Source organism: Microbacterium lacus (assembly GCF_044794305.1).
Classification (GTDB): domain Bacteria; phylum Actinomycetota; class Actinomycetes; order Actinomycetales; family Microbacteriaceae; genus Microbacterium; species Microbacterium lacus_B.
Genome location: NZ_CP084996.1, coordinates 1,223,663 through 1,237,902 on the forward strand (window position 1 = coordinate 1,223,663; position 14,240 = coordinate 1,237,902).

Sequence of the window (14,240 nt, forward strand, 5' to 3'; positions counted from 1 at the left end):
CGGCCGCTTCTCAGACCCGCTCGCATGCGCTCGAATAGGATTGGGATGCCCCACCTCCTCCTGCTGCGGCCCGTCGTTGGGCGCCTTGCACAGTCACACCGAGCCGAGATCACACACATGACCCCGACACCTCCCCAGAAGCGCACGAGCGGCAACCCTGCGACGCAGTCCACTATCGACCTCACCGTCAAGCAGCAGCGCGAGCAGAAGCGGCAAGAGAAGCTCGCCGAGTACCAGAAGCAGCTCGCGAAGCGGCGTCGCAGCAAGCTGGTGTGGTGGGTCGTCGGTGTCGTCGTCGCTATCGGCGTGATCGCTGCGATCGTGGCATCCATCGTTTTCGCACCCGCACCGGCTCCTTCCTTCGACCGCGGCAGCGGTGACGGCAGCTCGATCGAGGGTCTGGAAACCTTTGAGAACACCGCCAGCCACGTGGAGGGCACTGTCGAGTACGAACAAACTCCCCCCGCCGGCGGCGATCACAATGCGGTCTGGCTCAATTGCGGAATCTACGACCAGCCCGTTCCCAACGAGAACGCCGTCCACTCCCTCGAGCACGGCGCCATCTGGGTGACGTACGACCCCGCCGCGGTCTCGAGCGACGAGCTCGCCGCACTTGAGGCGCAGTTCCCGTCGTCCTACGTGGTGCTGTCGCCCTATGAGGGACTGGATTCGCCGATCGTGCTGAGCGCCTGGAACAACCAGCTGAAGATCGACTCGGCCGACGACGAGCGCATCAGCGATTTCTTCACGGCGTTCTGGCGCAGCCAGGTCGCGCCCGAACCGAACGCCCTGTGCAGCGGCCAGCCGGACGTACCGGGCTTGCAGTCCTGAGGGTTCGGTGACCGACGCTGATGCTGAGCGGGCCACCGCCGGTTGGCAACGCTGGGCGCTGATCGGGCTGGTCGCACTCGCAATCGCGGGGCTCGCCTTCGCGATCGGACGGTTCTCGACCTTCGGATCGGCAGGCCCCTCGGCGACACCGACGAACAACTCGGCCGACGCCGGATTCGCCCGCGACATGCAGGTGCACCACACGCAGGCAATCGAAATGGCGATGGAGATCTATCGCAAGACCGACGATCCCGACATCCTCTCGCTGTCGTACGACATCGCCACGACCCAGGCGGGCCAGCGAGGCGAGATGTACGACTGGCTGGTCAAATGGGGCCTCCCCCAACTGAGCAACAGCCCCATGGCCTGGATGACGCAGGGCGAATCCGCTCACGAACATGGCGAAGCATCCGACGCCCCGATGACAGATGAAGAGATGCGCGAAGCGATGGGCATGGCGTCCCCTGCCGAGCTTGTAGCGCTTCAGCAAGCCACCGGGCTCGAAGCAGACTGCCTGTTCCTCGAGCTGATGATTCGTCACCACGCCGGCGCGATTCCGATGGCTGACGCGCTCGTCGACCTCGGCACCGATCAGCGCGCGATCGCGGTGGCCGCCACCATGTCCGAGACTCAGTCGTTCGAGATCGACGCCATGGAGTCCATTCAGGCTCGGTTGGGCTGCTCCGGCTGACACACGACGAGAAGGGGGGATGCGTCCGCAACACGCATCCCCCCTTCTTCATTGCCCGGTCTAGCCCTTTGTACTGCCTGCCAGGAGCCCTCGAACGAAGTATCGCTGCAGGGCGAGGAACACGATCAGCGGCACGATCACCGCGATGAATGCTCCGGCGGTTAGCAGATACCAGTCCTGACCACGGCTTCCCGCGAGCTCGGCAACCATCTTGGTGATCGGCGCGACATTGCCGTCGGCGAACATGAGCGCCACGAGCAGGTCGTTCCACACCCAGAGGAACTGGAAGATCGCAATCGAGGCGATCGCCGGCATGGTGAGCGGAATGACGATCCGGAAGAAGATCTGTCCGTGACCGGCGCCATCCACGCGTGCCGCCTCGATGACCTCTGCCGGGATCTCTGACACGAAGTTGTGCAGCAGGAAGATCGCCAGGGGAAGACCGAAGATTGCGTGCGCAATCCACACCTGCGTATAGCCGCCCGCGCTGCCGAACGCCTGAATCACCGGAACGCCGAAGATCTCTCCCTGAGAGAAGAACTGGAGCAGGGGGATCAATGCCATCTGGATCGGCACGATCTGAAGCGCGAACACGAAGATGAAGAGCATGTTCTTGCCCTTGAAGTCCATCCACGCGAACGCATAGGCGGCGAGCATCGCGATCGTGATCGGAATCACGGTCGCCGGAATCGTGATCGCGAACGAGTTCACGAACGACCCCGCCAGAGTCAGCTGGCTGTTTCCCGCTTGGAGCGCCGCTACGTAGTTGTCGAGCGTGAAGCCCCAATTCTGGAAGATCGTCCACCAGCCGCTGGTCTGGATCTCTTGACGCGGCCGGAACGACGTGATCAACAGACCAAGGGTCGGAACCGACCAGAAGACGGCGATCACAATGGCGGCGAGTGTCGCCCACCGCGATGTCAACCGGCGCTTGGTTCGCTGGAGGGGAGCCTCCATTTTCTCTTCGCCGCGCGTCATCTGACGTTTGGTCTGGTCATCGAGCGGCAGTTCAACGGGCATGCTCATCTCAACGCACCTCCCTTTGCTTCTTGAGCTGTCTCGCGTTGTAAACGACGATCGGCAGCACCAACACGAACAGGATCACGGCGAACGCGGCGGACCTCCCCGGCTCGAAGCTGCGGAACTGGGTGTACATCTCATTCGCGATGACCGAGGTGTTGTTGGCACCCGCGGTCATCGTGCGGACGATGTCGAAGACCTTGAGCGACACGATCGAGATCGTCGTCAGGACCACGATCAACGACGAACGGATGCCGGGAACGATCACGTTGATGAACCGCTGCCAAGAATTCGTGCCGTCGAGCTCCGCCGCCTCGAGCTGTTCGCCCGGCACACCCTTGATCGCTGCCGAAAGCACGACCATGGCGAAGCCGGTCTGCGACCAGATGAGCACGACGATCAGGAAGAACGTGTTCCACGGCTCTTGCGCCAAGAAGTTGATCGGCTGCCCGCCGAACCAGACGACGATCTGGTTCAGCAGACCGATCTGGGCAGCCTCGGCCGGACGCGCGGTGTACATGAAGCGCCAGATGATCGAGGCGCCCACGAACGAGATTGCAAAAGGCATGAAAACGAGGATCTTGTAGTACTTCTCACCGCGGACTTTGTCGATGAAGTACGCGTACGCGAGTCCGGCGATCGTCGAGACGGCCGGGGCGACAAGCACCCAGATGATCGTGTTGATGACGGTTCGCACGCCCTGCGGCTGCGTGAAGATCCACACGAAGTTGTCGAGACCGATGAAGGCGGTACCGCTGGAGTTGAGGAACGACTGAACGAAGGTTTGAATGGTCGGAACGATCAGCCCCACGAGCAGCAACAGCATGGTGGGCGCGAGGAAGGCGACGATGGTGAAGAGCGAACCCGCTCCTTGCCGAGAGCGCATGTCGAGCCAGAAGAAGAGCAGACCCAGCACACCGGCGGCGATGATCGCCCACGTGTAGGACTGCAGAAACCAGAGCAACCCGAGCGGAAACAGCACACACGCGGCAAGGCGGATGATCGTGTATTTGCGCCCCTTGCGCGGGGCGATCTCTACAAGGAAGAGAATGATCGCCACGACCAGCAGAAAAGCTCCGATGATGATCGGGATCTCGAGCCAGGGCGAGAGGGTGCTCAGCCATGCGAAGAAGTTGTAAGCGGTCATGGGTGGCCTTTCGAGTGCATCGTCGGACTCGTGAAGTGTGCGGGGACGTCGCTCTGCGAGAGCGGGGCCGCCCTCTCAGGCGACCCCGCTCACTCAGCGGCTCAGCTCGAAGGCCAGCCGGCCTCGATCTGCTCGAGGATGGTGTCGGTGTCAGTACCGTTCACCCAGTCGCGCATGCCCTGCCAGAACGTGCCCGAACCGACGCTCGAAGGCATCAGGTCAGAAGCGTCGAAGCGGAACGTCGTCGCGTCGTCCTGCAGAAGCTTGATCGCTTCCGTCAGGATCGCACTCGAGGCGTTTTCAGGGTCCAGACCCTTGTTCGCGCTGATCACGCCGCCCAGGCTGACCCGGCTGTTGGCCCACTCGGGGCTGGAGAGGTAGACCTGCACGGCCTGCGTGCTAGCGGAGTCGTCGAAGGCACCGACGATTTCGCCGCCACCCGTCACGGTCGCAGCCCCATCACCAGACTCCTCGAACGGAGGAGTCTGGAAGGCCCAGATGTCGCCGTCTTCGGCCACGGTGGCGCCGGCATCCACGATGAATCCGTCGTAGAACGACGCCTGGTGGTGCAGCAGGCAGTCACCGCTGGCCAACGCCGTTGCCGGGTCGCCGAACGGCGTTGTGCCGATCGACTGGACGTCGCCGTAGCCGGCATTGACGTACTCGGGGTTCAAGATGATGCTCGCAACCTCATCGAACGCCGACTTGATCTGCGGGTCGGTGAAGGGGATCTCGTTGGTCACCCACTGGTCATAGACATCGGTGCCGGACTGACGTAGAACAACATCTTCGATCCAATCCGTGCCCGGCCAGCCGGTCGCCGCATCCGAACCGAATCCGACGCACCACGGCGGAGCGCCGGTCTCGCCGGCGATCTGTGCGGTCAGTTCCTTCAGTCCATCCCACGTGGTGGGAATCTCCCAGCCGTTTTCGGCGAAGGTCGCCGGCGAGTACCAGACCCAGCCCTTGACGCTCGCCATGAGCGGCGCGCCGTACACGGTGCCGTCCACGGTGCCGAAGCCCTGCCAGAGCGGGCTCCAATACTCCTCGGCATTCGCCACGACCTCTTCGGGCGCGGGGACGAGGTAATCGCGCGTGGCCATATCTGCCAAAAGGCCCGGCTGCGGGAATATCGCCAGGTCGGGCGCACTGCCTCCCTGCGCACGCACGGCGATCTGAGCCTCGAACTCCTGCGACGCCTCGTACTGGATGTCGATGTCGTTCTCTTCTTCCCACTCTGCCCACGACTCTTCGAGCAGTTCGGCCTCGGTGCCCGAGATGGTGCCGTAGACCGTGACGACGTTGTCGTCGTCCCCGCCTTCTCCGCCTCCGCCACCGTTCGTGGTACCGGGCCCGCCGGAGCAACCAGCCAAGACCATGCCAGCGGCGCCGAACGCGGCTACGGACGCGAGGATGCGTCGTCTATTTCGTGTCATCATCTGTGATCCTCCTCATTGAGTACGTGCAGTTGGTGCGGTTACGTGCAGGTGGTGCGGTGCAATCGGCGCGCAAAGCCTCGGGAACCGATTCCACAATAAAGCTAGGGGATCTGCACGTGTCGCACAACCGATTCCTGCATCACAAGTCGGTCACGCATTTTCCGGGGTAGCGGAAACTTCCTTCCGGAGCCACAATGGTGTGGAATCGGTTCCATAACATCGACCGTTGTCGCTCGACGAGTCATCGAGGAGTACCCATGCCTGGCATCGCCGACGTCGCCCGCCTCGCCGGCGTCTCCAAGGCAACAGCCAGCCGCGCGTTGACCGGAACCGGATATGTGTCAGAGGCCACGCGCAACAAGGTGCGCGCAGCCGCGGCGAGCCTGAACTACGTCGCATCCACGAGTGCCGTCAGCCTTTCCACGGGCAGAACCCACAACATCGGCGTGGTGATGCCGTACCTGAACCGGTGGTTCTTCGCCGAAGTGCTCGAAGGTATTCAGGTCGAACTGCTTGAACGCGGACTCGATCTCACCCTCTACGATGCAAAGCCCGGCACTCGTGGTCGCCAACGGATCTTCGACGACTACTTGGCCCGTAAACGGTTCGACGGGTTGATCGCCGTCGGTCTTGAACCCGACGACAATGAGCTCGAACGTCTCGTCAGCATCGGCTTTCCGGTGGTGAGCGTGGTCGGTTCGGGCGACGCCACCACGGTGGTCGAGATCGATGACGACTATGCCGCCCGACGAGCGACAGAGCACCTCGTCGAACTCGGTCACCGCGACATCGCGTTCATCGGCGGCGGAGACGCGACGACACAGTCCGCTCAGGTGGATCGCCGGCGAGTGAGCGGGTACTTCAACGCGATGAAGGCCGCGGGTATGAGCGCGAACGCGCGCCACATCGTCTCTGAAGTGACGCTCCCCGGTGCCTATGCAGCCGCCGTCGACGCCTTGGGCGATGCCCGCACCAGGCCCACGGCGATCGTCGCCACGTGCGACGAGGTGGCGATCGGGGCAATCATCGCGGCGCGGCGGCTTGGTGTGCAGGTGCCCAGCGACCTGAGCGTGATCGGCATCGACGATCACGAGTTCGCGGAGATGTTCTCTCTGACGACCCTCCAGCAGTCCCCGCGCGAGCAGGGACGGATCGCCGTCGAACGCCTGTTGGAGCATTTGGAAGACCCTGACCTGCCGACGACCGTCGAGCGCCTACCCGCGCGACTCGTTGTGCGCAGTTCGACCGCCGCATTAGACCCCCGCCGCACGACCGGCGCGATCGATCGCCGCGAAGCGGACCACGCGCGCTAGCCCCGCGTGGGCATCGGGCGGTCTTTAGCCCAGGGCGCCCCCAGCTCTGCGAACGTACGCCCCTCCCAGACCGCACGCTCCGTCCACTCTTCTACGCCGTTCACGATGCGAAAGCTCTCCCCCTGCCGAGAGCGGTGAGTGATGAGTGCCTCGGGCACCTGGGCCGGGGAGGGTGAGGTCGTGATCGCCTCCAGCACGCGGGTGAAAGTTCCAGTGCGCGCAATCGGCACCGAGATGTCGTCGCCCGAGCGCGCGTGGGCCACGAGCTCGGCAAGCAGCCCCCGTCGAGCGAAGGTGAACACACGAGGCAGGGGGGATCCGTCGCGAAACACCGACAGCACGTCCAGGGTGTAGTTGTACACGGCATACCCGTGAGTGCCGCGCAGGAGCACGTACGGTTCGTGGCGGTGCGGAGCCGTCACGCTGAGAGCGGCGATGATCCGGATGCCGCTGGTCAGAGTCACCGCCAGCGACGACGTGTCATCGGTCTCGATCTCCGCTGCGCGATACATATCGAGATCGATGGCCTCGACTTCCGCCGGTTCAGACGCACCCGCGATCGTCAGTGCCGTGGCGAGCGCGTGGGCAAGCGGATTCGTCGCCGCCCCGTCGGCGACGACGCGCCCGTTCGCGATCCGGTGACCGGCCCAGGGCGCGCGCGCCCAATACTGGTCTGATCGCGACCAGAGCCCTGCCGCGCCGATGTGCAGCAGGTCGCCGATCGCGCCGGATGCGACGAGATCGGTTGCAGCTTCCACCCCCGCACTTGCCAGCGACTGAAAGCCGACCTGCACCGCCCGACCCGCTCCGCTCGACGCGGCGCAGACAAGGCCGTGGTCGGCTACCGACGCGACGGGCGGCTTCTCGAGCAGCACGTGTGCGCCCACCTCGAGCGCACGCAGCGCGAGTGGGGCGTGCGTGGGAATCGGCGTGCTCAACACGACGATGTCGAGGTCTCCACCATCGATCATGTCGGCCGCATCGACGAAGTATGCCGTGTGGGACGGCACCTCGCCGCTCCCCCGCGGGTCGGCGACGGCCACGAGGCTCACGCCCTCTTCGGCGAGCGCGAGGACGGCGTCGACATGGCCCCGGCCGTGACCGTGCACGCCCGCAACACCGACGCGCAATGGTGCTCTCACAAACCCGCCTGTTCGCGCAACCCGGGCAGTACGCGCTCGACGGCCGCGGCATCCCGCAACTCTTCATCGATGACGAACGCCGTGAGTTCGAGGTTCAACTCGCCGCCCTCGGCAATCGTGTGCGGCTCGTCCCAGGCGATCGACGGGCCGGCGCCCAGATACTCCGCGAAGCGCACGAACCAGGGCAGGTCGCCTTCGCCCTGGGAGAGGATGACGCTCGTTCCCCGCTCGGGGAATGTGAAGGCGATCCAGGGCGTACGCGCCCCGTGCACGGCCTTTTCGGTGTCGCCCGCCGGGCTGAAGACACGGGCGATTTCGGGTGCGAACCGCCAGAACACACCGCCGTACCCCGCGCCGTCACGGCCATTGGTCGCCGGCGATGCGAACGTGATCGCGTCCAGTGTCGCCTTGAGGTGGCTGCGCCACCGGAGAGCCCATCCGTTCTCGAGTTCTGCCGAACGGAGTTCGCGCACCTCGACCAACTGAGTGGTCTGGTACTGGTCGACCCAGCTGAGACGCTCGTGCAGAGCGTGCCCGTCGATGCGCAGGTCATCGCGGCGCTGGCGTCCATGGTTGGGAACCATGATCGAGCCCTCGCCACGCACATACGTGCGGCCGCCCCAGTACGACGTTCCGTTCACATCGGGAATCGCGAGCGACACCCCGAGGTGGTGCGGGTGGTCGGTGGGCTCGGTGACCGACAGCGGTGTTCCGACACGAGAAATGACGTTGCCCAGGAAGGGACGCGGCGAGAGAACCGAATCGACCGTGGAGCCCTCTTCGTACTGCGCGACGACCGTCGACCCCAATCGCAGGACCGGACGCGCCGGGCCCACCCACCCGCTCGCGTGCGACGCCGGACCCGAACTGCTGCGCGCGACGAGAATCGGGCGGTAGAAGAGGGGGTGATCGGCGGGTTCGCCCTCGAGCGCCTGGCGCAGGCGGTTCCAGGCCTGGCGTCCGATCTCGATTCGGGGAACAGACATCGTGGTCAGCGGTGGCGCGGCGAAACGTGACTGCGGGATGTCATCCATGCCCACGATCGAAAGCTGCTCGGGCACCCCGACGCCGACTTCGCGGAGCCGTGAGAGCATGCCGAGTGCCACGAGGTCGTTGAACGCAATCGCTGCGGTGGCACCGGTGGCGAGCACCGCATCGGCGGCGTCGTACCCGGACTCCATGCTGGAGCCCGCGCTGATCGTGAGAAATTCCAGTTCCGGATGCTCCCGCGCAAGCTCTCCCAGCCCTCGGGCGCGTTGCTCATTGGCGTAACTGAGGGGTGGCCCTGCGACGTAAGCGATGCGCCGGTGCCCGAACCCGAGCAGGTGCATACCGAGTTCTTTGACCGCGCTGGCGTAGTCGACAGTCAACTGCGAGGCGGCCGTATCGTCGACACGACGGTTGACCACCACCACCGGAGCGGTCCGGGCGATCAAATCCCGCAGTTCGCGGTCGGGCATTCGGGGCGAGACGAGGACGAGCGCGTCGCACTTGCTGCGCGCCTCGGTGGCGATCTCGCTTTCATCGCCGACAGCTTCTGCACTGTCGGCGACGAGGACACGGTAGCCATCGCGGAGGGCGGCGAGAGTCAGCCCCTTGAGCACACCCTGAAAGAGAGGGTTCTCGAGGTCGGGAACGAGAAGGGCGATCGTGCGACTGTTGCCGCGCACAAGGCTGCGAGCCGCTTCGCTCGGCGAGTAGTTCAGCGCGGCGACAGCCTTGTGAACCTTCGATGCGATCGCCGGGTCGACGCTGGAGACGCCGTTCAGAACGCGCGACACCGAAGCCTGCGAGACACCCGCATGCTGAGCGACTTGCGCCATCGTGATCGGACGCGATGTGACCTCGGTCAACGCGGCCTCCTCATTCTTCTTCGTGTCAATCATGGGCGTGCGAGGGCAACTTCGGGCCGTTCGCCGCGGCACGGCGTGGCCGCTCGGGACCGAACCCCTCATCACTTCGGTCCGGCCCCGAGCAGTGGGGTGGACGAGCGGGCCGCTTCACGGACGAAAGCGACCCGCTCGTCAGCTCAGAGCGCGGCGTCGTCGAGCGAGCGCTGGAGCTCGGCGACGAAGCTCGCGGTAGCTTCTTCGGGTGTCATCTCGCCGAACAACACCTGCTGGGTGTGCTGGCTGATGATCGTCTCGATCGATCCACCTCCCGGAGGCGTGGGCGACGGAGCATCTCCGACTCGCGGCGCGATCAGGTCGAGGAATTCCACGACCTCCTGGTTGACCTCGTCGAGCTTGGGCGTGATGTACTCGCGGATCGCGTCGTTGGCGGGGACACCGCGCTCGGCGAGCAGCAAGTCAGCCGCCTCTTCGCTGTTGGCGAGGAAGTCCAGGAACAGGGCGACCTCCGCCGGGTGCTCGGATTTGGCTGATGCCGACCAGAACATCGACGGCTTGTAGTACGCGGCCGGCGTTTCACCCTCGTCGGGAGTCGGAAGCTGCAGAACCGCCAGGTTCTGACCGCTTGCGGCGCGCAGCGCCGACACCTGGTTGGACCACCAGTTGCCGAAGGCGACCTGGTTCGTTGCCGTGAAGGACTCAGCAAGCCCTGCCGACTGACGCTCGATCGTGGCGGACGGTTCGGGGGATCCGCCTGACTCGGTGACATCGAGAAGGTACTGCCAGAACGAAGCGATGTTCTTCTCGTCGGCGACGATCTCGCCTTCGGCGTTGTACAGCGCGTCACCGTGCTGGCGCAGCCAGTTGTTGAGGTCACCGTCGTTGAATCCCCAGCCTTGGATGCCGAAGATCGAACCCGCACCCGCTGCGCTCACCTGATCTGACAGGTCGGCGAGATCCTCCCACGACCAGGTCTCGTCATCGGGCGTCTCGATGCCCAGGCTCTCGAGGATGTCGAGGTTGGCCATCACGGTGTAGGTGTTGATGCCGACCGGGATGCCGTACTGCACCCCGTCGAGGGCGCCTGTACCGAGCACGGACTCGGGGAAGTCCGCTGTGTCGATGCTTGAGCCGAGGCTGCCGAGGTCGAGCAGAACGCCGTTGTCTGCGTAGGTCGAGAGCTGCTTCTCGTCCATCTGAATCAGGTCGGGGGTGTCGCCGGCTGCGACGGAGGTGGAGAGCTTGTCCCAGTACCCGGCCCAATCGGTGTACTGCGGCTCGATGGTGATGTTCTCGTTCTCTGCCTCGAAGGCGGCGATCAGTTCTTCGGTGATCTCGTGGCGGACATCGTTGCCCCACCAGGTAAAGCTGAGGGTGACGGGTTCATCAGAGAGGGTAGGAGCCGTCTCGGGGGTTTCCGCTGTTCCTCCGCAAGCGGTCAGCGCCAGCGTCGTCGCTGCGCCCAGGGCGGTGAACATCCACAGCCGCTGTGCTGTTCGTGTGCGTCGCATGTCATGCATCCTTTCGACCGAGGTCGGTGTGTGAGGTGTGGTGCGTGTGATGAGGGAAGGCCCGGCGGGCCCGCGAAGTACTTCGTGACATCTCTGTCACTTGATCCCGGTGGTCGCGATTCCCTTGATGAGGAACTTTTGACCGAACAGGAAGACGAGGAAGATCGGGACGAGCGAAACAACACTCATCGCGAACATTTCGGCATAGTTGGTGGCGCTCTGCGCATCTTCGAAGCCGCGGAGGGCCAAGGGGACGGTGTAGAGCTCTGGACGGGTGAGATAGATGAGTTGGGCGAAGAAGTCGTTCCACGTCCAGATGAAGGTGAAGATCGCGGTCGTCGCGAGCGCGGGGACCATCAGCGGCAGGATGATCTGCAAGAAGATGCGTGGGTGGCCGGCGCCGTCAATGCGTGCCGCCTCGTCGAGTTCTTTCGGGATGCCTCGGATGAACTGCACCATCAGAAAGATGAAGAACGCATCCGTGGCCAGCAGCTTCGGAACAATCAACGGAAGGAACGTGTTCACCCATCCGAACTCAGAGAACAGCACGTACTGGGGGACGATGATCACGTGGATCGGGAGCATGATGCTCAGCAGCATCACTCCGAACGCGATTCGCTTCCATGTGAACTCGAGTCGGGCGAAGGCGTAGGCCGCCATGGCGCACGAGACCAGGTTTCCGACGATCGAGCCCAGCACGATCAACGCCGAGTTCCAGATGTAGACGCCGAACGGATACGTCAGCGCGTTCCACCCGTTGGTGTAGTTCTCCCACTCGAAGCTGTCCAGGACGATGCCCGGCTCGCGGAAGATCAAATCGTTCGGTCGCAGTGAACTGACCACCATCCAGATGATCGGGTACAGCATCAGCAGCGCGAAGATGATCAGAATCACGTGCCGGATGATGCTGGTCGCCGGCTTGCGGAAAGGGTTCTCGCGTCGTCGCCGCGGCGCCTTTCCGGTCACGATCGTCTCGGTGGCCAGGGGGCCAGCGATCGTCGGGTCAACTTTCGTCATCGTAGAACACCCAATACTTTGAGGACCAGAACGCGAGGGCGGTCAGCGCCGCCACGATTACCAGGAGGAGCCAGGCCATCGCCGAGGCGTAGCCCATGTTGAGGTTCGTGAAGCCCTGCTGATAGAGATACAGCGTGTAGAAGAGCGTGGAGTCGACCGGTCCTCCTGTTCCACCCGAGACGATGTACGCCTGGGTGAAGGACTGGAACGCCCCGATGATCTGCAACACGAGGTTGAAAAAGATGATCGGTGTCAGCAGGGGGATGGTGATTCGGAAGAGCTGTGTCATACGGCTGGCCCCATCAACCGAAGCAGCTTCGTAGTACATCGTCGGAATCTGCCGGAGGCCGGCGAGGAAGATCACCATCGGTGCGCCGAACGTCCACACATTGAGGACCATCAGTGTGCCCAGCGCCGTGTCGGGGCTCGAGATCCAGCCCTGGCCTTCGATGCCGAAGAACCCGAGCATCTGGTTGATCAACCCGTCGGTGCCGAAGATCTGCCGCCACAGCATCGCGATCGCGACACTTGCGCCCAGCAGCGAAGGCAGGTAGAACGCCGAGCGATAGAACGCCAGCCCGCGCATTCCTCGATCGAGAACGATCGCAAGGAAGAGCGCGACCGCGAGCTGAATCGGGACCGACACCAGGACATAGGTGAAAGTGACCTGAAGAGACGTGTGCAGGCGGTCGTCCTCCAGCATCCGCGTCCAGTTGGTGAACCCCGTGAACTGCGGCGGACTCAACAGGTTGTACCGAGTGAACGACAGTCCGAATGAGGCGAGCATCGGGCCGATCGTGACCAGCACCAGCCCGACGAGCCACGGCAGCAAGAAGAAGAACGCGGCCTTGTTCTGCTTCTTGCCCTCGAACTTCGCGGTCTTGAGCTTGCCGAGTTCGCCGAGCGCGCTCATGCAGAGAGCCGTTCGGTCGTGCACTCAGGGTGCGATTTCTGGCGGTGCATCGGTGCCACCGTCTCCTTTGTCATCGTCGTCGATGTGAGAATGCGCTTTCTGGAATGCGCATTCTCATTCTCACCCGCCGACCACGAAATGTGCAAGCATCCTTGAAAAAATCATTCGAAGAGGTTGGGGAGATCGCGAGAAAGGGCATTCAGCGAATCGCGCCAGAGATGACAGAAGCCCCGGATGCAGGCATCCGGGGCTTCTGTCGTGTGCGCTGTGTCAGCGCGCGAGATTACTTGAGGGTAACCGTCGCACCGGCCTCTTCGAGAGCGGCCTTTGCCTTGTCAGCGGTCTCCTTGTTGGCGCCCTCGAGGACAGCCTTGGGAGCGCCGTCGACGACAGCCTTCGCCTCACCGAGGCCGAGCGAGGTGAGCTCGCGGACGACCTTGATGACCTGGATCTTCTTGTCACCAGCGGCCTCGAGAACGACGTCGAACGAGTCCTTCTCTTCGACCTCTTCAGCAGCGGCGCCAGCGCCACCGGCGGCCGGGGCGGCCGCAGCGACGGGAGCAGCAGCGGTGACCTCGAAGGTCTCCTCGAACGCCTTGACGAACTCGCTGAGTTCGATGAGCGTGAGCTCCTTGAACGCGTCGAGAAGCTCTGCAGTGCTGAGCTTTGCCATGATTATCTCCTTGTTGGTTTTCTTAGCTAAACCGGGCCTTTTCAGGCCGCGGACTCCTGCTTCTCACGCAGCGCGTCGACCGTGCGAACGGCCTTCGACAGCGGTGCGTTGAACAGATAGGCGGCGCCGAACAGCGAGGCCTTCATCGCGCCGGCGAGCTTCGCCAGCAGGACTTCACGGCTCTCAAGGTCAGCGAGCTTGTTGACCTCATCTGCGGTCAAGGGGGCACCGTCGAAGTAGCCGCCCTTGATCACGAGAAGAGGGTGTGCCTTGGCGAAGGCACGAAGACCCTTCGCGACGGTGACCGGGTCACCGTGCACGAACGCGATGGCCGAGGGGCCCTTGAGGTCCTCGTCCAACGACGTGATTCCCGCGTTGTTCGCGGCAATCTTGGTCAGCGTGTTCTTCACCACGGCGTATTCCGCGTCCTGACGAATGCTGTTGCGCAGCTCTTTGAGCTGGGCAACCGTCAGACCGCGGTACTCGGTCAGCAGAACGGCGGTCGAGTCCTCGAAGTTCTTCGTGAGCTCGGCAACCGATGCGTCCTTCTGCGCCATGGCCACTCCTTGTGTGTACGAGACGCTCCGCGGTGGCGGGGCGTCGGCCAGAGGCATCCGGGCGTCGTCATCTCTACCCTGAGAATGACAAAAGCTCCGGCGCAAGCGCACGGAGCTGAAACCCTGGAGTTCGTTC

At 63.7% G+C, this 14,240-nt stretch carries 13 protein-coding genes; 3 read left to right on the forward strand and 10 right to left on the reverse strand.

The window, feature by feature from the left end:
• Window positions 1-117 precede the first annotated feature (117 nt).
• Together LG299_RS06035 and LG299_RS06040 are read left to right on the forward strand one after the other, a co-directional pair.
• Window positions 118-831, forward strand: coding sequence for a DUF3105 domain-containing protein (locus LG299_RS06035; protein ID WP_404434820.1), 714 nt, complete (start codon window positions 118-120; stop codon window positions 829-831).
• A gap of 7 nt (window positions 832-838) precedes the next feature.
• Complete coding sequence (locus LG299_RS06040; protein ID WP_404434094.1) at window positions 839-1,522, forward strand: DUF305 domain-containing protein; 684 nt, start codon at window positions 839-841, stop codon at window positions 1,520-1,522.
• 60 nt (window positions 1,523-1,582) lie between these two features.
• Here the strand turns inward: LG299_RS06040 and LG299_RS06045 are convergent, their stop codons facing one another.
• The 3 genes from LG299_RS06045 to LG299_RS06055 all read right to left on the reverse strand — a co-directional run bounded on the left by LG299_RS06045 (window position 1,583) and on the right by LG299_RS06055 (window position 5,128).
• Entirely contained in the window at window positions 1,583-2,548 is a 966-nt protein-coding gene (locus tag LG299_RS06045) for a carbohydrate ABC transporter permease (RefSeq protein WP_404434095.1), read from the reverse strand.
• Window position 2,549: 1 nt separating this feature from the next.
• Entirely contained in the window at window positions 2,550-3,689 is a 1,140-nt protein-coding gene (locus LG299_RS06050; protein WP_404434096.1) for a carbohydrate ABC transporter permease, read from the reverse strand.
• Window positions 3,690-3,790: 101 nt separating this feature from the next.
• Window positions 3,791-5,128 (reverse strand): ABC transporter substrate-binding protein, encoded by a 1,338-nt coding sequence (locus tag LG299_RS06055; RefSeq protein WP_404434098.1) that lies wholly within the window; start codon window positions 5,126-5,128, stop codon window positions 3,791-3,793.
• 257 nt (window positions 5,129-5,385) lie between these two features.
• Here LG299_RS06055 and LG299_RS06060 point away from each other — a divergent pair, with 257 nt between their 5' ends.
• The gene (locus LG299_RS06060) at window positions 5,386-6,441 is read left to right on the forward strand and encodes a LacI family DNA-binding transcriptional regulator (RefSeq protein WP_404434100.1); all 1,056 of its coding nucleotides are present in this window, start codon (window positions 5,386-5,388) and stop codon (window positions 6,439-6,441) included.
• On the opposite strand, the gene LG299_RS06065 is transcribed toward LG299_RS06060, so the two are convergent.
• From LG299_RS06065 to rplJ, 7 genes are all read right to left on the reverse strand, one after another.
• Entirely contained in the window at window positions 6,438-7,583 is a 1,146-nt protein-coding gene (locus LG299_RS06065) for a Gfo/Idh/MocA family protein (RefSeq protein ID WP_404434101.1), read from the reverse strand. The genes LG299_RS06060 and LG299_RS06065 overlap by 4 nt on opposite strands.
• On the reverse strand, window positions 7,580-9,436 hold the full coding sequence (locus LG299_RS06070; protein ID WP_404434103.1) for a DUF6807 family protein: 1,857 nt from the start codon (window positions 9,434-9,436) through the stop codon (window positions 7,580-7,582). The genes LG299_RS06065 and LG299_RS06070 overlap by 4 nt, the downstream gene beginning before the upstream one ends.
• A gap of 176 nt (window positions 9,437-9,612) precedes the next feature.
• Complete coding sequence (locus tag LG299_RS06075; protein WP_404434104.1) at window positions 9,613-10,944, reverse strand: ABC transporter substrate-binding protein; 1,332 nt, start codon at window positions 10,942-10,944, stop codon at window positions 9,613-9,615.
• A 96-nt stretch (window positions 10,945-11,040) separates the two neighbouring features.
• Window positions 11,041-11,961 (reverse strand): carbohydrate ABC transporter permease, encoded by a 921-nt coding sequence (locus tag LG299_RS06080; RefSeq protein ID WP_404434106.1) that lies wholly within the window; start codon window positions 11,959-11,961, stop codon window positions 11,041-11,043.
• A complete protein-coding gene (locus LG299_RS06085) occupies window positions 11,948-12,874 on the reverse strand; it encodes a carbohydrate ABC transporter permease (protein ID WP_404434107.1) in 927 nt (308 codons plus the stop codon). Before LG299_RS06085 ends, LG299_RS06080 begins: the two co-directional genes overlap by 14 nt.
• Before the next feature lie 283 nt (window positions 12,875-13,157).
• Window positions 13,158-13,547, reverse strand: coding sequence for a 50S ribosomal protein L7/L12 (gene rplL / locus LG299_RS06090; RefSeq protein ID WP_404434108.1), 390 nt, complete (start codon window positions 13,545-13,547; stop codon window positions 13,158-13,160).
• A gap of 41 nt (window positions 13,548-13,588) precedes the next feature.
• On the reverse strand, window positions 13,589-14,104 hold the full coding sequence (gene rplJ / locus LG299_RS06095) for a 50S ribosomal protein L10 (RefSeq protein WP_404434110.1): 516 nt from the start codon (window positions 14,102-14,104) through the stop codon (window positions 13,589-13,591).
• Between the last annotated feature and the right edge of the window lie 136 nt (window positions 14,105-14,240).